Annotated in this window: 16 protein-coding genes; 9 read left to right on the forward strand and 7 right to left on the reverse strand. The window is 46.9% G+C overall.

Annotated elements, in window-relative coordinates:
* Nucleotides 1-34: 34 nt before the first annotated feature.
* Together KNQ02_RS08980 and KNQ02_RS08985 are read right to left on the reverse strand one after the other, a co-directional pair.
* Nucleotides 35-3,265 (reverse strand): ABC transporter permease, encoded by a 3,231-nt coding sequence (locus KNQ02_RS08980; RefSeq protein ID WP_214808099.1) that lies wholly within the window; start codon nt 3,263-3,265, stop codon nt 35-37.
* A gap of 101 nt (nt 3,266-3,366) precedes the next feature.
* Nucleotides 3,367-3,978 carry a hypothetical protein gene (locus tag KNQ02_RS08985; protein WP_159173642.1) on the reverse strand — a complete coding sequence of 204 codons (612 nt, stop codon included), beginning with the start codon at nt 3,976-3,978 and terminating at the stop codon, nt 3,367-3,369.
* A 785-nt stretch (nt 3,979-4,763) separates the two neighbouring features.
* Between KNQ02_RS08985 and kduI the strand changes: the two genes are divergently transcribed.
* From kduI to KNQ02_RS09000, 3 genes are all read left to right on the forward strand, one after another.
* Nucleotides 4,764-5,594 carry a 5-dehydro-4-deoxy-D-glucuronate isomerase gene (kduI, locus tag KNQ02_RS08990; RefSeq protein WP_214808101.1) on the forward strand — a complete coding sequence of 277 codons (831 nt, stop codon included), beginning with the start codon at nt 4,764-4,766 and terminating at the stop codon, nt 5,592-5,594.
* Nucleotides 5,595-6,043: 449 nt separating this feature from the next.
* A complete protein-coding gene (gene kdgT, locus KNQ02_RS08995; RefSeq protein ID WP_088837029.1) occupies nt 6,044-7,060 on the forward strand; it encodes a 2-keto-3-deoxygluconate transporter in 1,017 nt (338 codons plus the stop codon).
* 41 nt (nt 7,061-7,101) lie between these two features.
* On the forward strand, nt 7,102-8,058 hold the full coding sequence (locus tag KNQ02_RS09000) for a sugar kinase (RefSeq protein WP_214765943.1): 957 nt from the start codon (nt 7,102-7,104) through the stop codon (nt 8,056-8,058).
* A 64-nt stretch (nt 8,059-8,122) separates the two neighbouring features.
* On the opposite strand, the gene KNQ02_RS09005 is transcribed toward KNQ02_RS09000, so the two are convergent.
* On the reverse strand, nt 8,123-8,890 hold the full coding sequence (locus tag KNQ02_RS09005) for an IclR family transcriptional regulator (protein ID WP_214808103.1): 768 nt from the start codon (nt 8,888-8,890) through the stop codon (nt 8,123-8,125).
* 189 nt (nt 8,891-9,079) lie between these two features.
* Between KNQ02_RS09005 and KNQ02_RS09010 the strand changes: the two genes are divergently transcribed.
* The 3 genes from KNQ02_RS09010 (at nt 9,080) to KNQ02_RS09020 (ending at nt 11,987) form a co-directional block, all read left to right on the forward strand.
* Entirely contained in the window at nt 9,080-9,754 is a 675-nt protein-coding gene (locus tag KNQ02_RS09010) for a bifunctional 4-hydroxy-2-oxoglutarate aldolase/2-dehydro-3-deoxy-phosphogluconate aldolase (protein ID WP_214808105.1), read from the forward strand.
* A gap of 219 nt (nt 9,755-9,973) precedes the next feature.
* Entirely contained in the window at nt 9,974-11,182 is a 1,209-nt protein-coding gene (locus tag KNQ02_RS09015) for an iron-containing alcohol dehydrogenase (RefSeq protein ID WP_214765949.1), read from the forward strand.
* Between the two features lie 199 nt (nt 11,183-11,381).
* On the forward strand, nt 11,382-11,987 hold the full coding sequence (locus tag KNQ02_RS09020; RefSeq protein WP_088837034.1) for a GNAT family N-acetyltransferase: 606 nt from the start codon (nt 11,382-11,384) through the stop codon (nt 11,985-11,987).
* Nucleotides 11,988-12,032: 45 nt separating this feature from the next.
* Here KNQ02_RS09020 and KNQ02_RS09025 read toward each other — a convergent pair whose 3' ends face one another.
* Nucleotides 12,033-12,692: a hypothetical protein gene (locus KNQ02_RS09025; protein ID WP_214808107.1), complete on the reverse strand. Its 660-nt coding sequence runs from the start codon at nt 12,690-12,692 to the stop codon at nt 12,033-12,035.
* A 100-nt stretch (nt 12,693-12,792) separates the two neighbouring features.
* A complete protein-coding gene (locus KNQ02_RS09030) occupies nt 12,793-14,004 on the reverse strand; it encodes an MFS transporter (protein ID WP_214808109.1) in 1,212 nt (403 codons plus the stop codon).
* A gap of 143 nt (nt 14,005-14,147) precedes the next feature.
* On the opposite strand from KNQ02_RS09030, the gene KNQ02_RS09035 reads away from it, so the two are divergent.
* Nucleotides 14,148-15,080 (forward strand): NAD(P)-dependent alcohol dehydrogenase, encoded by a 933-nt coding sequence (locus tag KNQ02_RS09035; protein WP_214808112.1) that lies wholly within the window; start codon nt 14,148-14,150, stop codon nt 15,078-15,080.
* A 109-nt stretch (nt 15,081-15,189) separates the two neighbouring features.
* Here the strand turns inward: KNQ02_RS09035 and KNQ02_RS09040 are convergent, their stop codons facing one another.
* Nucleotides 15,190-15,711, reverse strand: coding sequence for a dihydrofolate reductase family protein (locus KNQ02_RS09040; protein ID WP_214808115.1), 522 nt, complete (start codon nt 15,709-15,711; stop codon nt 15,190-15,192).
* An 85-nt stretch (nt 15,712-15,796) separates the two neighbouring features.
* Between KNQ02_RS09040 and KNQ02_RS09045 the strand changes: the two genes are divergently transcribed.
* The gene (locus tag KNQ02_RS09045; protein WP_214765960.1) at nt 15,797-16,684 is read left to right on the forward strand and encodes a helix-turn-helix transcriptional regulator; all 888 of its coding nucleotides are present in this window, start codon (nt 15,797-15,799) and stop codon (nt 16,682-16,684) included.
* Between the two features lie 83 nt (nt 16,685-16,767).
* Complete coding sequence (locus tag KNQ02_RS09050; RefSeq protein ID WP_214765962.1) at nt 16,768-18,780, forward strand: Na+/H+ antiporter; 2,013 nt, start codon at nt 16,768-16,770, stop codon at nt 18,778-18,780.
* Nucleotides 18,781-19,101: 321 nt separating this feature from the next.
* Here the strand turns inward: KNQ02_RS09050 and KNQ02_RS09055 are convergent, their stop codons facing one another.
* On the reverse strand, nt 19,102-20,517 hold the full coding sequence (locus KNQ02_RS09055) for an NAD-dependent succinate-semialdehyde dehydrogenase (protein ID WP_214808118.1): 1,416 nt from the start codon (nt 20,515-20,517) through the stop codon (nt 19,102-19,104).
* Nucleotides 20,518-20,716 lie beyond the last annotated feature (199 nt).

Here is a 20,716-nt window from a genome sequence, read left to right on the forward strand (position 1 = left end):
TCGCGTATCAAGCAACGGGTAGAAGTACTGTTTTTTAGTTGAGTTCGATTTTGACAGTAGTCGGTTTTGCGAACGCGTCACTTGACGCAAACATGACGAAGACATTTTCCGTTTCCGGTACTTCGTAGACGAGATCGACCCTTGATTGATAGGGAGCAAAGTACTGGTAACTGTTTTTCCAGGCCTTCTCATTGCGGTTGACGTAATCGACCGTCTCGTAGACATGCCCATTCCCATCCTGAAGCGTGAACCGGTCCGGTTTATATTGACTGTAGGAGCCGAGTACATCTTCTGTAATATCCGGGTCATGCAAAAACAACGGGAGCGTGATGTAGCGTTTACCGGCTTGCTGTGTCAGTTTGAGTTCAGCCGGCGGACGGTCTAGCAGTTTCCCGACACGGAAGGTGGCATCCTTTAATTTCGGGTCACCGGGATACGTTTTGAGCAGCCCCTGATTCATCAGCTTTTCGATTTTTGCCGTTTCCTGTTTCGACGGTTGTATGGCGGTCGATTTTTTGGCGGTCAAATCGGCGAGCTTCGTCCCTGTCGTCGTTTCAGTTGTTTGAGTTGTCGGCTCGGCCGCCGGTTGCTCGACTTCACTCGTCGTCGCAAAGAAGAATAGTCCGGTGACACCCGCGACAAGCGCGGTCCCGACTGTTCCGAGCGCGACTTTGAAGCGGCGTTCCGTCGCCTTGGCATTGACGGCGACGCTCCCGATGGCTGCATTCGGTGTAATTTTAACCGCGCGGTAGGCGGGTAATAAAGCACCGATGATCCCGGTCGTAATCGGAATCAACAGCGTCAGGCTCAGGAATCCGAGCTCGGCCGTCGGGAATTGATTGTACATCTTGTAAATCAACCCGAGCGAGACGGCAAGACCGATCAATCCGGCAATCAGACCGGTCATGACCCCCTCAAGCAAGACGAGTTGACGGATCATCCCGTCGCGCCAGCCGGTCGCTTTCAGCACGGCGAGCTGTGATTTCCGTTCGTTGACGTTCTGCCACATGATTTCCGTCGTCGTCAAGATGGCGATCAGCAGGGCGACCCCCATCGCGACATAATGCATCATGCCGACTTCAAGGGCAACGAATTCTCCGAGCCAGGACGCATACAAGACCCCCTTGAGCCGGAACGTGACGAACAGGAAGAAGATGAACAAACTGGTCGGTAAGGCGATTGCGACAAGCGACAGTAATGTCCGTTGCCAGTACGTGACTAATTGATTGACGCTCATGCCGAGGACGGACTGCGAACGGACGAAACGACGTCCGCGCGAGACTTCTCCCGTCTGGATGCTTTCGTACGGTTGAATCTTCCGGATCAACAGCATCGGGACGAACGTGCCGCCCCAGTAAATCAACAGTCCGGCGAGACCAATCAGAACGATTCGGGCAAGGGCGATCGGATGGTCCGTCGTCAGCCAAAACGTCCCGAGAATCGTCCAGGCAATCAAGGCGACGAGAGACCCGAGTAACGTTGCTTCGAGGAACAGCATTTTCGATAGCTGGCGCGGCCGCCAGCCGATGGCCAGTAAAATCGCAAATTCTTTTTTTCGGGCGTAAAGCAGGATGATATTCGAGCTGAAGACATAGACGAGTGCCACCAAAATGACGCTTGCGATGACACCGCTCATCCCGACTTTCGCTTCCTGGAAGATCGCCATCGAGGAACCGAGTTTAATCCAGGGCTGCTGGACCCAGCCGAGTGCCGGCTGGTCTTTAAGTCCGGGCAGATACGTCAGTGCCAGTTGCGGTGACGAACCGAGCGTCACATCCGTGATCAGTCCGGTCTTGTCTTCGATTTCCTGCGCGACGGCCTGTAATTTTTTCTCGCTTTGTTCATTCATCGTATCGATGCCTTTGACATTGACCCGGATGACGGAGATGGCTTTTTTGCCGCGAATCTTGAAAGCAGCGTCTAGCGTCGTCAACATCGAAGGCGGTTTCGTCATGAAGTCGTACGGGTCGTTTGTTGGTTTGACGTCACGCGGCGGGTTGACCGGTGTCTCATTTTTATCCATGACCCACTGTGCCTTCGCCGGGAAATAGGTTTCCATCGGCAGTTCCGTCAACGGATCTTTCGATAAATTCAATTTCTTCGGATCAAACACCCCGATGTAATAGGGATTGATCCGCGGCCAGTCATCACTCGACGTCCCGAACTCGCGTGCTGCCCGGTACATGCTGCGTTTCGCAAGCAGGGAATCCGGGTTGATCAGCTTCGGTTCGACCTGATAGGTGAACGGCCACCGGGACGGATAGGGACTCTTGACGGATTGATAGGTGATTGGTGAAGGCTTGAGAATCAGCCATTCCGAGTAGCCGCTGTATTTTTCAGGTAATGAATTGTTCAAAATATCATGAATGAATTGTTTTTGGACTTGCGCCGTCGTAATTTTATACGTCTGTGCCTTTTCATCGACGGTAGGGAGCTTGTCTAAGTATGTTTTGCCGCCCTTTTTCGTGACCTCTTGAATCGTCGGTACCATCGAGTCATCAATCAGCGGTAAATCAAGTTTTTCATATTTATAGGTCCGGGACGCATCGATGTAATCCCGTTCGTTCATTAAAACCGGAATCATATCGACGTTCTCGAGCGCCGTCACGACGTCTTCATCCGTGAAATAACGGCTGTGGTCCGACTTTTTCGTCGCTTGATCAAGCCCGACGAGGCGTGCTTCCGCTTCCGGATCAATCCCGGCAATCATCGTATCACTGCCATACTCGTCGAGCGGTTGTTTTCCGAGACCGACCGGTGAGACGCCGGATTGTCTTGTATCGCCGCTCGCATCCCAGCCGGCGGCTAAATAACGGACCGTCGTCGACTTGTCGACTTGCAGGCCGGTATTTTGATAATCGGTGATCGTCAGCTTATAGACGCCGGGGTCATCAAAGGTATGCGTCCCGACGGATGAGCGTGTCGAGTTATTTCCGATCATCGCGATCGGGGCTGCGACTTCGACGTCCGTGATGTCTTTGATCGTCTTGTATTGTTTCATCGTGATGCCGCCGTCGAGACCGCTCATATAATTCGGTTCGAGTAAATGTAAGTCTTCCGTCACGCTCCGGCTTCCCGGCGGCCGGACGACGATATCATATGACGAGTTCCAGCGTTTTTGCAGTTCGTCAACGACGGTCCCATTGTTCGCTTGGGTCGTCCCGATTAAATAGCTGAGTCCTGTACTGACAATCAGGACACCGACGAGTAACAGGATGAACCGCTCCTTGTTTCGCCACCATGAGTTCCAAATGAAGGACATCATAGGCGTCCACCTCCTTTTACGTGTAACGACATGAAAGACGGCCCATTCCAAATCGGAACCGGCCGTCGTTTTAACCGATCAGGGTAGAAAAGATCAGCATGTTAATCGATGCTGATTTTGACGGTATATGTCTTCGGAAAAGCATCGCTTGACGCAAACATAACAAACGTATTGGCATTTTTTGGGACGTGGTAGACGACATCCATCACGAGTCGGTTCGGAGCGATGTATTGATGTTCGTACTTCCAGGCTTTTTTGTTATGACTGATGTAGTCGACCGGAGCATAGTCATGCCCGTGACCGTCGTTAATCGAGAAAGCATTCGGACGATAGACGCTATAGCCGTCTGACGTACCTTCTTTATTGTGTAAAATGAGCGGAACCGTAATGTAGCGGTACCCGTCTTTTTCTTTCAGCTTCAATTCTTTTGGGGCAGATAAAACGATTGGATCAACACGGAAAGAGTTTTTCTTTAGTGCAGGATCGCCCGGATACGTCTGGACCATCCCGGCACTCATTAATTTTTGGATTGACGGGGTACCCGATACTCGGGAAGTGCTGACTTTTGTGACGGTAGTGTCAGTCGCTGCAACATCGGATACCGTTTCGTCCTGCGTATTGAATCCATCTGTATTCGTAAAAGCAAAGACAGCTCCTCCGGTAAGGACGGTGATTGTAGCGAGTGAAAGCAAGCGTTTTTGAGTCGTCATCATGGAAACACTCCTTCTCCTGTTTAATTTGGAAATAATTATCAGAATACTCAGTCTAAATATACTGTTTATTATTTCCAAACGCAAACGGATTTTTTATAGATGGGAAATGAGAAATAAGAAAACAAGAAATTAGAAAAGTACAAATTATGATTCACGTTTTTATTCATGAAAGGTAAAAAAATTAAAAAATAATTAATCTAGAGGTTCACTTGAATGTGTATTTCCTATTTTTTTATTGCTTAACAATAAAAAAAACAAAACAGCGTTCTATTTACATAAAACATACAGAAGCCCCGTTCATTTTAGTTTGAATTAGCACGCATTGTAAAAAATAGTTTTATGTACTCAAGAGTTATATGATCACTTCCAACCGGATTTTTACTTACATCGAAATAGTTCTACTATTAATAGCAAGCAAATATGCTTGTTTAAAAAAGTAACGATTAAGTAAAACAATCTCCTACCGACCAATCATCCGTTAAAAAAGATTTGTTGTTTTTTTGCATTCAAGAGAGGTTTGATGAGGACGTAGCTCACCTTTTAAAACCTATATATGGATAATTAATTACGTATTAGTGAAAAAATACACAAGTTACATTCATAATTTTGACAATATTAATTCGCTAGCTTTTTTTAAAACAGCATTATATAATCATTATGTAGAACGGCGTTTCACAATACGGAACAAAACTATTTTTTTAATCTTTTTTGTAAACGCCTTCATTTTAAATTAGATTTGTCTTTTCGCGTTTAAAATTCAGAAACTAAAGGAGATGTATTTTTTTATGGAAACAAGATATTCGACTCATCCAAACCAAGTTAAAGATTTTAGTACAGCGGAGTTACGGGAAAATTATTTGATCGAGGAGTTATTTGTATCAAATGAAACTAAACTAGTTTATTCAATGGATGATCGTATAATCATTGGAGGCATTACACCGAAGGATGCTCAGATTTTATTAGAAGGTACGGATCAGATGCAATCAGAATATTTTTTAGATCGGAGAGAAGTCGGAATATTTAATGTTGGGGGCAAAGGAAAGATTGTCGTCGATGGTGAAACTTTCGATATGGAAAACAAGGACTGCCTTTATGTAGGGTTAGGAAAAAAAGAACTAGTATTTTCAAGCGAATCTTCTGGACACGCAGCAAAGTATTACATTTTTTCAGCACCGGCGCATAAAGAATACCCCGTTCAACATGTATCTTTTCGTTCAATTGAGGGAGATCGGTTGGGCACTGTAAATAATGCCAATCAACGTGTGATTCGTCGCTTTATTCACGAGGAAGGCATTCAAAGTTGCCAGATTGTCATGGGCATGACTCAACTCGATAAAGGAAGTGTATGGAATTCCGTTCCTACACACACACATGATCGGAGAACTGAGGTGTATCTGTATATTGATTTGGACGAGGATGCACGGTTATTTCATTTCATGGGGGAATCGCGTAATACAAAACATGTCATTCTGAAAAATGAGCAAGCAGTGATTTCACCTCCATGGTCAATTCATTGCGGTACGGCAACTAGTAATTATGCATTTGTTTGGGGGATGGCAGGCGACAATAAAACAATCAGTGACGCGATTGCAGTAAAATTAGAGGAAATGCGATGAGTGTCTGAACGCTAAAGGTTCATGTGAGACGATGCTAACTTGATTACTGGAAATTAACAAACTTAAAAGTACGGATATTCTAGAAGAGGAATTAAAAACAGTCTTAGCCGATTTAGAAATAACAGGTTTTTCTCCGTATTCAGTTGGTCGTTATGATGAAGAAGATACGCTTTTCTATTTAAATAAATCTGAATTGATGAATGTAGAAGAATTTTTGGAAGCAGATCAAAAATACCTAGGTAGTTATTTCGTTCTTAAAGTTAAAAACGTTGTTGTAGAGAAGGAGTCACATACACCGGATAGATCATGGGTGGTCACTCGCGGCTGAAATTTTAAAAAACATATTTTTGAAAGCGTTATCAATATTGGCGGTAATCTGCATTGGAGTAACCAAATAATCTTTTCAATGAGATTTAGCATTTAAATCAATTATGAAAGGTGTGTAAAAAATGAAAATTATGAAGACACTTAATAAAATTCCCGGTGGTTTAATGTTAGTTCCGTTGTTCCTCGGAGCACTTATTCACACGTTCGCCCCGGGATCCGGTGAATATTTTGGTTCCTTTACGAACGGCTTAATGACGGGGACCGTTCCAATCTTAGCGGTTTGGTTCTTCTGTATGGGAACAGGAATAAATATTAAAGCGACCGGTACAGTATTAAGAAAATCTGGAACTCTTGTACTAACTAAAATTGCCGTAGCGTGGGTAGTTGCTGTTATTGCATCGTCCTTTATTCCGGTTGATGGTATCCAAACAGGCATTTTTGCAGGTTTTTCGGTTTTAGCTTTAATTGCGGCGATGGATATGACAAACGGAGGACTGTACGCATCAATCATGCAACAATACGGTTCTAAAGAAGAAGCCGGTGCATTTGTTTTAATGTCAATCGAGTCGGGTCCATTAGTGACCATGCTAATTTTAGGATCTACAGGAGTAGCTGCTTTTGAACCGCATGTTTTTGTAGGCGCAGTATTGCCTTTCCTGGTTGGTTTTATACTGGGGAATCTGGATAGTGATGTGCGAGACTTCTTCAGTAGAGCATCACACGTAATGATTCCTTTCTTTGGATTCGCATTAGGTAATGCAATCGATTTAAAAGTAATTCTGCAGACAGGACTGGGTGGAGTGATATTAGGGGTTTTAGTCATCATTGTGACTGGTATTCCATTGATGCTGGCAGACAAATTCATTGGGGGAGGTAACGGTACTGCAGGATTGGCAGCTTCTAGTACGGCGGGAGCTGCAGTTGCAAACCCGATGATTATCGCGACGATGAAGCCGGAGTTCCTTCCTATTGCACAATCTGCTACAGCATTAGTTGCAGCTTCAGTTATCGTAACTTCGATTTTAGTACCGATTTTAACTGCTTATTGGGCCAAGTATATGAAAAATAAAAACAAAAATCAGGATCACCAAGACCCTCAAAATCATCCGGAAGAGATGAAAGAAGTCTTACAATCGTAAAATTCAGAGAAAAACCTTTTAAATAATAAGGAGAGATTATGATGAGTAGAATTGTAACTATTGGAGAACCTATGGCATTGTTTGTTGCCGAACAAGAAGGTCCACTTGAAAATGTTGAAAACTTTAGCCGCTTTGTGGCTGGGGCGGAAGTTAACTTTTCAATCGGGATGTCTCGTCTTGAACATGAGATGACATACGTCACGAAACTAGGTCAAGACCCGTTCGGAAAAACGATTGAGAATTTTTTACTCGAGAATGGAATTGATACGAGTCATATAACGTATGACGAAACCTATAAAACAGGAATGCAGTGGAAACAAAAGGTAAGCAAATTTGATCCAGAAGTGTTCTCAGCGAGAAAAAATTCTGCAGCATCACATATGAATGCGGAAACCATCCGACACTTGGATTTGGAAGCAATTGATCACGTTCATGTGACAGGGATTTTACCTGCGTTATCTAAAGACTGCAGAGAAATGGTCTACACCTTGATGCAAAAAGCACGAATGAAAGGTATTCAAGTTTCTTATGATCCAAACTTACGGCCCGGTCTTTGGTCCAGTAAAGAAGAGATGGTTGAAGTCGTCAATGAGTTAGCTTCTTTGGCGGATATCGTACTACCCGGTGTTGGCGAAGGGGAAATATTGACAGGACAAAAGTCAATTGAAGCCATTGCAAGATTTTATCATAATCTCGGGGTTAAAACAGTCGTGATGAAGCTTGGAGCTGATGGAGCCTACACTAGCTCGGAAGGAAATCAATTTTATACAGATGGCTATCCGGTTGATCGAGTGGTGGACACTGTCGGTGCCGGGGATGGTTTTGCAGTAGGTGTGATAAGCGGAATCTTGGAAGGATTATCACTGGAAGAGTCAGTAAGACGGGGAACTGCTATCGGTGCGTTGGCGGTAATGTCACCTGGGGACAATGACGGATTGCCTGATCGTAGACGTTTAGGAGAATTTATGGCAGGCAATGCAATTGATTTGACAATGTAGAAAAAAAGTAAAGATGACCGTGTTCAACGGTTTTCTTTACTTTTATCGTATGAATCATTGAAAACTAGTTAACATTCGTAAAACCAAGTGTTTGCGAAATGTTTAAACTCGTATCTTTCATTTTATTAATCAAAGTATCTTCGATCATATCCATCGTTACCCGGTTACTAGGACCAGATACGCTAAAGCTAGCAATGATTTCACCTTTATGGTTGTAGATCGGGGCAGCGATGCAACGAATACCTTCTTCGTTTTCAATATTATCCAGTGCATATTGCTGCTGTTTTACTTTTTCGATTTCTAGCCGGAATTCTCCTTGTGATGTAATCGTGTTTGGAGTTCGTGGAGCAAAATCAATTTTTTCAACAACTTCCTCAAAATAACTTGGAGTTACTCCGGAAAGCAGGATTTTACCTACGGCTGTACAGTACATTTGGCCGCGTGTACCAATCCGTGAAAACATTCGGACTGTGTGGTTACTTTCGATTTTATCAATATAAACAATTTCACCACGATCTTCTATGCATAAATGAACCGTTTCATTTATGTCTTTGGACAGTTTTTCGATGAAAGGTTTTGCAGCACGTATTATTTCGTTGCTGTCCGAAATATTTCTAGAGAGGAAAAGAATTTGTAACCCCAGTTTGTATTTGTTTGTTTCGGCATCCTTAGCGATATAATTCATGCTTCCCAGCGTAGTTAACAACCGGTGAATAGTACTTTTAGATAAGTCCAGTTGTTCAGTTAATTGGGAAATTTTAAGGCCATCAGGATATTCTGACAGTTTGTTTAAAATAGTAAGTGCTCTTTCTAATGATTGAACGTTAGACAAAATCTTCAACCTCTTTATTTTAGTATTTTTGTTTTAGGGACTGTTTAAAATCAGTCTCTTCAAGACTTGTTTAGTTTCTCAAGTATACCAAAGATTGATGAAAATTTGGCTTACTAAATAACAGGAAATGAAACTAAATTTGAAAATTTTTAAGTGGTATGAAAAATTATTGAAAAGTGAGGGAACTTAATGAATAAACTAAAGATTTTAAACAGCATTACGAACTGTGGTGTAGTAGCGGTAATAAGAGCAGACAATGAAGAAGAAGCTATTAAAATTTCAGAAGCCTGCGTGGAGGGAGGGATTAAAGGCATTGAGATAACGTTTACAGTTGATGGAGCAGATAGTGTCATTTCAAAATTAAGATCACTCTTTACTGGCGATGATTCGGTGGTGATTGGAGCAGGGACTGTTCTGGATTCTACTACGGCAAGGATTGCTATTTTAGCAGGTGCACAGTTCGTCGTAAGTCCTTGTTTTGACGAAGCTACGGCAAAGTTGTGCAATCTGTATCAGGTACCGTATATGCCAGGTTGCATGACAATTACAGAGATGAAACAGGCCCTAGAGGCAGGAGTCGATATTGTAAAGCTGTTTCCAGGGAACAATTTTGGACCGGAATTCATTAAAGGTGTCCATGCACCACTGCCCCAAGTAAATATAATGCCGACCGGCGGTGTTAGTTTAGACAATGTAGATCAATGGATAAAAAACGGATGTGTAGCCGTAGGGGTGGGGGGGAATCTTATAACCCCGGCGAAGAGCGGGGATTATAACCTGATTAGTGAATACGCCGCACAATATGTAGAAAAAGTCAGAAGTGTGCGACGGGATGGCGAAGAAGTTGAAAAGGTAAGAGTGTAAAGGGAAGCCGGTCAAATAGTAAAGGGCAGTTTATAAGAAAAAGATGCGGTTTTTAAACTAAATATCGTAATAAAGCTTTTGAAATTCCGCGAAATACAAGGGATTTATGTAGATTTTTATTTTAAGAAACGTTATAATTAATTTATGGAACGTCGTTCCGTATTGTGAAACAAAAAGAAATTGTTACGTTAAAAATCTTTTAAATAAAGGAGATTGAAAATGGATAATTTTAATTGGAATTTCCCTACAGAAATCGTTTATGGTGAAGGTAGAGTCAATGAAATCGGTAAAATCGCTAAGTCGTATGGAAAAAAGGCAATGATCGCGACGTATAAAAGAGGTGGATTTTTAGACCCAATCATTGATAACGTGGAATCCCTGTTAAGAGAAGCGGGAATTGAATTTGTGACGTTTACTGGAATCGAACCAAATCCACGAGCGCAGACAATCGATAAAGCGATTGAGATATTTAAGTCGGAGCAGTGTGACTTCGTCATTGCACTAGGCGGTGGAAGTGTAATCGATGGTTCAAAATATATCGCTGCTACAGGTTTTTCTGGCGGTAAGTCATGGGACTATGTTGTCTTAGGGGACAGAGTTCCGCGTGAGTACACAGGCGCTTATCCAATCATTGCGATTCCGACGATGTCGGCATCGGGTTCAGAGTGTAATGCTGGTGGTGTTTTAACAAATGCTGAAACGAATGAGAAAAGCTTTTCTAGATCAGCATATCGTTACCCGAAAGTTGCCATCGTAGATCCAGGGTTATTGACGTCTGTACCACTTTCGATCACTAAAGACAGCTGTGTCGACATTTTCTCTCATCTGATCGAACATTATTTATCAAGCCAGGCAGAATCGGAATTTGCAGATCGGGCAACAGAAGGAATGATTTTAACACTAAAAGAAAATTTTGATAAAATCATTAAAGATCCGACCGATATCGATGTCAGAGGGCAAATCGCGTTATGTTCAATCTTTGGATGGTCTGGTTTCCAGGCGCTAGGGAGAATGGGATCAATTCCGATGCACTCAATTGAAATGCCTTTAAGTGCTGTTTATGATTTACCGCATGCAAGAGGGATGACAATCATTATTCCACCATATCTTAAAGTGATGGCAGAAGCGATGCCTGCTAGATGGGCAAAATTAGCTAGAAGATGTTTCGGTGTAACGGAAGAAGATGATTTGAAAGCAGCTAAGTTACTTTCAGTTAAAGTCGTGGAATGGTTGAAAGATACAGAATCTTATCTGACGCTTGAAGATGTTGACATCCCGTCTGACCAATTCGAAAGAATGGCCGAAGATGTAGTACGAATGTTCCCGGGAAGTGAACCGAGTACGACAACTGGACCACGACCGATTACGAAAGAGGAAATCATCAAAATTTACGAGATGTCTCAAAATAGTCATTTGACATATAGTTGAATAATGTACGGAACCCCCGAATGACGGACACTTGATACAAGTTCCGATTCGGGGGTTTTTGAATGTCTTCATTATACGCGACGGCGATCAAACGAGTAGAAGTACACATACAGTGCAAGGATTAAACGGTTTTTATCCAATAATTGTACTGTCTCGTTTTTTTGTATATAATGTAAAAAAAAGAAACGGAGAATCCTGGATGACTACTGAACAATTTTACAAGACGTTACCAACACTTGAGACGGACCGCTTGCTCTTGCGGCCGATGCGCCAAGAGGACGTAGACGATTTGTTCGCCTATACCCAGGACGAGGAGACGGCGCGTTACGTGACGTGGAATGCAAATCAGACGATTGGTCAGGCGCAGCAGTTCCTGACGCACGTCCTGTCGAACTACGAACAGGGAAAACAGGCACCGTGGGCAATTGAATGGAAGGCGACGGGACAGATGATCGGCACGATTGATTTCATTCATCTGTTGCTTGATGAAAACAAACAGGCCGAGCTTGGGTACGCGTTATCGCGGCAATTCTGGGGCGAAGGCATCGTCACAGAAGCCGTGGAACGGGTGCTGGACTTCGGTTTTAAGGCGTTACAGCTGGAGCGGATTCAGGCGCGGTGCATGGAACCGAACGTCGGTTCAGCACGGGTGATGGAAAAGGTCGGGATGACGTACGAAGGCACGTTACGCCGCTTGATTTTCATCAAAGGGACGTTTCACGATGTCAAGATGTACTCCATTTTACGGGAGGAGTACGTGACGCAACGTCAGGCAGCGGAACAGAACGAAAAACAACATCAATGAACGAATGAAGCCCCCGACCACTTTGAGCGGTCGAGGGCTTTTTGATTATGTTCTGTTCTCAATCAACGAATCGATGACGGTAACCGTGTTCGTGACCGTATCGAGAATCCGTGTCCGTCGATCGTCTTTTGACAGGAAAATCGCTTCGCCGGTCGCGTCATACGCAAACGCTGTCGGAATCGAAAAGCCGCAGTTGCGGTAAGACCCGTCGGCATGACTCGTCCCGATGACGATGGCGGATTGCTGGCGGCTGATGCGTGCTGCTTCGCCGGACCACTCGGCATATTGTTCCGGACTGAACATCCCGACGCCAATTGGATTGAAAATTAACTCAACGGTATCGTTTTTCAGCCCGTCCAGTCCTAAGAAGATTTCGCGACAGAGCAGATACCCGTACCGTTGTCCATCATCGTCGACGGTCGACGGTTGATAGAGCGGACCGGCTTCCGGCGTTTTTGCCCGGTCGAGGATGACTTCCCCGTGTTCGTTAATGATCAAGGCCCGATCTAACCGGTCGGCGTCCCGGTACCCGGTGACGATCATCGTCGTGTACTGTTTTGCTAGTTGACAGAGCGTCGCGAGATCGGTCTGCCGGCAGTAGCCTTCCGGATACAACACGATGTCGATGTCAGGATAGGCGGCAATCTCTCGTCGTAACTGTTGTAAGTCTGTTTCTTGTTTCGGTTGTCCAATCAAAATGTGCATGTGGCATTTACTCCGTTCGTATTATGTCATTGATTATGTAGATGGGTTTAAGTTTAGCATAATTTGTCAATTTCAAAAGGAGAACGTCACGCCGTCTGATTTAGGAAATGTGTTTCGCCGGCAAATCTTCTTTAAAATATAGTTGTTTACCCGGCAGGAGGACAGCGATGCTTTGAAGCAGACTCAGTCCGACCAACAGACAGGCAGCCGTCAACACGGTGAAGCGGAGCGGGAACAGGTCACCCGTAAAACCGACGAATAAAATCAACACGATGTGGAGCATGCTTTGCCCAAGTCCATAAAGGCTCGTTACACGACCCATCAATTCATCGGGCACATTGTTTTGATAAAACGTCATAAAGCCGGTCCCGGAAAAGGCATTAAAAAAGCCGAGCAAGATGAAACCGGTCGCGACGAGTAAAAAAGAGGTGGCCGTCGCATAGATCAAGTAACCGATTGCGACGAACAGATAACCGCTGACGAGCAACGTTTTGAGCGACAGGCGACGCGAGAAACGGGCGACGGTCAGTCCGCCGAGCACGGAACCGATGCCCGTCAAGCTGATCAACAGTCCATAATCGGTTACCGATAGTCCGACGACGGTCTGCAGAAAAACGACTTCCTGTGCGTCCATCGCAAGCGCGAGGCTCATCGTCAACAATCCGATGACGTAAATCACGATGATAAACCGGTTCGACCGACTGAATCGGGCGACGATGCGCCAGTCCGCTGCGACGTCGGTGAATCGTAATTTCTCGACATCAGGGGGACGGGGAACGGAGGGCAGGAAAGCTAGTAGAACCCCGGAAACGACAAACGAGCCGGCATTCATCCAAATCGCGACATCGGTGGTCGCGACGAGTAACAGCAGGCCGGCTAACGCCGGACCAATCAAAAAAGCACTCGACGTGATCAGACCACGGTAGGCATTAAACGTTTTCCGACCGGTGTCCGGCACGAGTTGTGTCAGGTAGGTCGTCGCAGCAGGCTCAAAAAACGCTTTGACAAGGGCGAGCGCAAACAGCGTCAGATAAATCAACGGCAGTGTCGACAGGAACGGAATCAGCGCGACGAGCAACGCCCGGATGAAGTCCGTCCCGATTAACCACCTGCGTACATCGACCCGGTCAATCAGACTGCCGGCCCAAAATTTCGTGCACAGGGCAGCAAACGGACCGATGATCCAGAGTCCGGCGACAGCGGTGGCAGAGCCGGTCAATTGATAGAGGTAGACATTGATTGCGACAAGGTAAATAAAGTCACCGAATTGCGAAATGCCGAATGAAGCTAGGAGCGTCGTAGCACGAGACAAGGGGAATCCACCCGCTTTCTGTATACATATATTACCAATAGTATATCGGATGATTCCAGGGTTCACAATGCCTGAACCGTGCAGGTTGTTTGTACCGATCTGTCGTATTACTTAAGTAACAAATAAGCTTGAGGAGGGGTACGATGAGAGCCGTCATTTGTACTGCATATGGTCCGCCGGATGTACTGAAGCTGCGAGAAGTGAAACAGCCTGTCCCGAAAGCATCTGAGCTACTGATAAAAGTCCATGCCTCCGCCGTGCATTCAGGTGATCGTCGTCTGCGGGCACTCGATGTACCGGCAGCAGGGAAACTTCCGATGCGTGTCGTCATCGGGTTTAAAACACCGAGACAGCCAATTTTAGGGGTTGTCTTAGCCGGCGAAGTCGTCGCGACAGGCAATCGTGTCCAGAATTTTAAAGTCGGCGACCGTGTCTATGCCCTGACCGGGATGCGCTTTGGTGGTTACGCTGAATATGCCTGTATTAAGGAAACGAGCTGTGTCGGGCAGATGCCGCGCAATGCAAGCTTCGCGGAAGCAGCCAGTCTTCCGTTTGGCGGAACGACCGTCCTCCATTTTTTCCGGAAGCTGAACCTTAAGCAGGCGAAAACGATCTTGATTTACGGAGCCTCGGGCGCCGTCGGTTCGCTTGCAGTCCAAATCGCCAAACAATACGGACTTCATGTGACGGCGGTCTGCAGCGGACGGCACGTTGAGTTGGTGAAAGGTCTTGGTGCGGATGGTGTCGTCGACTATACAGCAGAAGGATATGATGCGCACCTGACGACGTATGACGCAGTATTTGACGCGTCCGGAAAAATTGACAAACGAACGGTACGTAAGCACGTCGGAGCGAAAGGGGCGTTTCGTTCAGTCGCCGGACAAGGCGTGGCGCGGGCGCTGAAAAAAGATTTGATACTACTGAATGAGTGGTTTGAAACTGGGAAGATCAAAGCGGTCATCGATACGGTATATTCGCTCGAAGAGATCGTCGCTGCCCACCGTTACGTCGATTCCGGGCGGAAATACGGCAATGTCATCGTGTCGGTCGTGGAGGATTCCGGTAAAACGGATTAGATGCCACTTCGTCAGGACGGACACCGTCAGACTGACGCAAAAAACAAAGTAAAACAAAAAACACCTTTGCCTGCAGCGTTTCAAAGGTGTTTTTTATCTGCGTAGAACGTCACTTCAAGACATCATACGTCGCCATGATGAACTGACCGGACGGACAACAGCTGGTCAGCCGGAACCGTGTCTCAAGCGTCCCTTCCGGAAACAGTGGAATCCCGCTGCCGAGGACGACCGGCGCGATCGCCAGTTCAAGCTGATCAATCAATTGTAAACGTAAGGCTTCTTGAATCAACTCGCCGCCGCCGACGAGCCAAATCTTGCCGTTGATGGTCGGACTAATCCGGTCAATCAACACATCGAGTGGCTCATTCGTGTAGGTCGCGTATTCGGACTGTTGATCGTTCTGCCGGGTCAACACGTAGTTCTCGAGTCCACTGTACGGATAGTCGTCACTGAGGACCAAGACTTCGTCAAAGGTTTTTCGACCCATGATGACGGCATCGACGTCTTCCATGAACGCCGCGTACCCATTATCACCGTCCCCTTCGACAGCGAACAGCCAATCGAGCGAATCATTTGATCGGGCAATCTTTCCATCGAGACTACAGGCGATATATAAAACGGTTTTAGTCATCAATAACTCCTCCTTTTGTTCGAGCTATCTCTAGTCTACGCTATAATTATGACAAAAGATGTCGTAATTAGAGAGGGGATTTTGTATGAAAGGTCGCCATTTGAAACTGATGCGTCTGCTTAATCGGCAACAGTTGTTGACGGCGCGGGAACTGGCGGAAGCGTGCGGCGTCTCGTTACGGACGATTCAACGGGACGTACTCGAACTTGAAGCAAACGGATATCCGATTTACAGCGAGCGGGGAGCAGGGGGCGGATACCGGGTCCTGCCGAACCGTTTGCTGCCGCCACTTGCCTTACGGGAACAGGAAGCGATCACTTTATTTTTAATGCTCGACTGGGTCGGTCAAATTCCCGATCTGCCGTTCGGTCCGTTACGGGGGGATCTTGCTGAATGGTATCTCCAGGAACTGCCGCCGGACCTTGAAGCGAAGATGGACCGCCTGAAAGGACGGGTCCGTTTTGCCCGACCCGATACGCCGCCGTCTCCGTTGACGCGAGACGTGTTGCGATTGTTGGAAGCGGAAGTCAAAGGGGAAATCACTTACCGGACGACAAGCGGACGACGGACGATTTTGATGGATCCGATCGGTTTAACGTTTGAACGCAATCGCTGGTATCTGCTCGCCCAGACTGACCGGGGACTGCGGCAGTACCGGGTCGACCGGATGGAGCAGGTCTTACCGACGACCATTTCGTCCGAACAGCTGACATTCGAGGAAGCAGAATGTCAGGTGAAGTCAGGTGAACAGGTGACGATCCGACTGGAAATGACGTCACTCGGGGAACGGTTGCTTGAAGGGATTTTACCGCTGAACGCACAGCGGACGTGGTCTGTTCCGGTTACCGAGTTACCGTTTCTCGGACGACAGTTGTTTGGACTGGGCGAAAACGTAAAAGTCCTTGAACCGTCAACACTAAAGGAAGAAATCCTGAAACAGGCAAGGGACCTGCTCGCGTCCTATGATGCCTGAAAAAAGGAGTGATTCTCCTATGCCAGCAAGAAATTATGGTACGATAAAACTAGAGAAAAGTGAAAGAATGGAAGTGATTTACTATGGAAACGTTATCATTGATTTTATTGTTACTGGCCTTAATTTTGTTGACGAACGTCATCGGACATTACATCCGTTTTATTCCGACGGCCCTGATTCAAATCATCGTCGGTACGCTCGTTGCTTTATCAATCAAAGAACTTTCGATTGAAGTCGAATCGGAATGGTTTTTACTGTTGTTCATCGCTCCCTTACTGTACAACGACAGCTCGCATTTTCCGCGGGAACAACTGTGGAAGATGCGCGGGGCGATCCTCGGCAACGCCATCGTGCTCGTCTTATTGACGACCGTGATCGGCGGATACTTCATCCACTGGATGTTGCCGGTCATTCCGCTCGCTGCCGCTTTTGCGTTAGCCGCGATTTTATCACCGACTGACCCGGTCGCGGTCAACGGGATCGCAAAACGTGTCCGGCTTCCGGAACCGATTTTAAATCTTGTCCGGGGAGAATCGTTGATTAACGATGCGTCGGGACTCGTCGCCTTTAGTTATGCCGTCACGGCCGTCATGACAGGCTATTTCTCTTTACGTGAAGCTTCGTTTGAATTCGTTTATATGTTTGCTGTCGGTGCCGTCGTCGGCCTTGTCATCATCGTCGTGATGAACTGGCTGAAGATCCGGCTCCGCCGGTCAGGAATTGATGACGTCGTCTTTTATGCCCTCCTGCAAATCTTGACGCCGTTCATCATCTTTTTCGTCTCGGAAGAACTGCTTCATGCGTCTGGCGTCATCGCCGTCGTCGCCGGTGGCTTACTTCATGCCTTAATTAAGGAACGGACAGAGACGTTCTTTGCCCAGGAACAAGTCTTGACGGATAACATTTGGACGATGATTGCCTATATCTTGAACGGGGTCATTTTCTTATTGCTTGGTTTGACGTTGCCCGGAGCGACGCAGGCCATCTTCATTGATGACGCCATCAACAACTGGCGCTTACTCGGGTACGTCAGCTTAATCGGTCTTGTCATTCTCGGGATCCGCTTAGTCTGGACACTGTTCTTTAATTGGTTTGATCATCGCTTTCTTCGTAAAGAGGAGCAACGGCCACCTTCGTTCAAGCGCGACTTAATCACGACGCTCGTCGGCGTGCGCGGGACAATCACGATGGTCGGTGTGTTATCGCTGCCGTTTTTGACGGATGCTGGTGTTGCGTTCCCGGAACGGTCGTTGATCATCTTCCTCGCGGCGGGCGTCATCATCTTTACGTTAGTGCTCGCGACGATTGCCTTACCGTTGCTGAGTCAAAAAGAGACGGTCAGTCAAACGGACTTCGGATTGAATGCCCAAAAGCAACGAATGATGTTACGGGCGATTCAGGAAGTCAAACAGGCGACGAATTCCGATAATTCCCCGGTCGCGTTTGACCTGCTGAACGAATACCATGTCATGTTGCGGTTGCTGCGTGCCGAAGAGAAGAGCGAACAGGAACTCAACGTCTACAACGAACAGTTGAAGGAACTGCGCCTTGAAGCCGTCGCGTGGGAAACGGAATTCGTCAAAGCGTTCTTTAAGAACCATGACGTGCCGGATTTACTGAAAAAAGAAACGGTTGCCTCGATTGAACACCGACGCCGGGCGATTCATTCCGAATCGACGGTCCGGCTCTATCAGCCGTTACGGAAGCTGATGCGAAAACGTAAACGGTTCACGTTGTCACCGGATGAATTGATTCGTCTGACGGAGATGGAACATGCCCTCTATGAACATGTCATCGGCGACATCATCGACCGGCTCGAGACGTGCCGTGACAAGTATCCGACGGAAGTCGTCCAAAGCGTCAAAGGACATTACTTCCGCCTCCGCGGTAAACATACGCAGTGGGCGTCACCGGTCGGCAGTAAGGGCGACGTCGAACAGCAAAAAGAAGAACTGTGCTTACGGGCGATCGAAGTCCAGCGTCAAGAAATTGCCGAAATGTCGAAGGAAGGGGACCTTTCTTCGGAAAAAGAAAAAGAGTTACGTCGTTTCATCCACTACATCGAAAGCGTCGTGCTCTATGAATATGTCGATTAATTAAAAAAGTCCCGCCTCTGATGGTTCAGAAGCGGGACTTTTTTGTGCGCCAAGAGAGTGGTGTAATGGAAGAAGGAACGCTACTCTCTTTCAGCCGTTTTAAAGCGCGCTCCGTCTTGAATCGCTTCCAAAGCGAAGAGCAATCGGTCGCGACCATGTAGCACAGCTGCAGCGGGCGTGGAAGATTGCCGCTTTGAAGACGAGGCGAGACAGGAAAGCGCAAACGGATTGTATCTCGACATAACAGGTTTACGCTTCTAAATCGTTTGTCTACATGCTAAAAGTCCCGCCTCTGTTGTTTCAGAGGCGGGACTTTTTGGTTTAACCGAGTGACAAGTATTTGACTTCGAGATAATCCTCGATGCCGTAGACGCCGCCTTCACGACCGAGTCCACTTTCTTTGTAGCCGCCGAATGGTGCTTGGGCAGCAGACGGCGCGCCGTCATTCAAGCCGACGATGCCGTACTCGAGTTTTTTACCGAGCAGGAGCGCTTCATCGATCCGTTCAGAAAACGCATACGCCGCAAGACCGTAGGGTGTGTTGTTCGCGCGTTCGATGACTTCGTCGAGTGTCTCGAAGACCGAGATTGGTGCGAGCGGACCAAACGTTTCTTCCTGCATACAAATCATGTCTTCCGTGACGTTCGCGAGAACCGTCGGTGTGACGAAGTAACCGACCGAGTCGTCGATTGTACCGCCTGTTAAGATCGTTGCACCTTTCGCAACCGCGTCGTCGATGTGTGCTTTGACTTTCTCGACGGCTTTTGCGTTAATCAAGGGTCCGATCGTTGAATCGGCGTCAAGACCGTTCCCGACTTTTAGTTTGTTCACTTCCGCGACGAACTTCTCCGTGAACGCGTCGAGCACAGAGGCTTGGACGTAAAAGCGGTTCGTTGCGACGCAGGCCTGGCCTCCGTTGCGGAATTTCGAGCGGATTGCTTGTGTGACGGCTTTGTCGATGTCCGCGTTTTCCGTGACGATGAACGGTGCATGACCCCCGAGTTCAAGTGATAGTTTTTTCATCGTATCGGCTGCCTGGCGCATGATCAATTTACCGACGGCAGTAGAGCCGGTGAACGTGATTTTGCGAACACGGCGTTCGGCTTGCCAGACACCGCTGATTGTTGCGGCGTCACCTGTCAAGACGTTGATGACACCAGCCGGAATTCCTGCTTCTTCAGCAAGTTCGACGAGGCGAAGGGCTGTGAAAGGTGTTTCTTCCGACGGCTTTAAGACGACCGTACAACCGGCTGCGAGAGCCGGGGCGAGTTTTCGTGTGATCATCGCAGCGGGGAAGTTCCACGGCGTGATCGCAGCGACGACGCCGACCGGTTCTTTTTCGACGAACAGGCGTTTACCCGGAACCGATGCCGGAATTGTTTCCCCGTAAATCCGGCGTGCTTCTTCTGCATACCAGCGGACATATTGATTGCCGTAATCGACTTCACCAAGTGCTTCGACAAACGGTTTTCCTTGTTCGCGTGTCATGATGTCAGCGACTTTGTCGCGGTGTTCATTGATCAAGCGGTACCAGGCGTCGATTTTATCGGCACGCGCATCCGCCGTTAAGCTTGACCAGGTGACGAAAGCATCGCTCGCCGCGTCGACTGCCCGTAGAGCGTCATCTGCCGAACTGCTTGGGACGTGCCCGAGTAATTCTTTTGTTGCCGGGTTAAAGACCGGAATCGTTTGTTCTGTTTCGTACCATTGTCCGTTCACTACATTTTTTTCAATCATGTGTTGCACCTCCATGTGTATTCATTACGTCCCTAATTAAACACCCGGAAAGTACATTTGTGTACTTCCGCTTTGGAGGGGGGGCATAACGGAATGGAATGAAAGAATTTAAAAAGAGTAATAAATAAGAGGATTTTTATAAAGTAATTAAAGTAATAAGTTATTAAAATGTAATATTTTCAAGATTAAAGTTAAAGAT

Origin of the sequence: Exiguobacterium sp. s102 (genome assembly GCF_018618635.1) — a bacterium.
GTDB classification, from domain to species: Bacteria; Bacillota; Bacilli; order Exiguobacteriales; family Exiguobacteriaceae; genus Exiguobacterium_A; species Exiguobacterium_A oxidotolerans.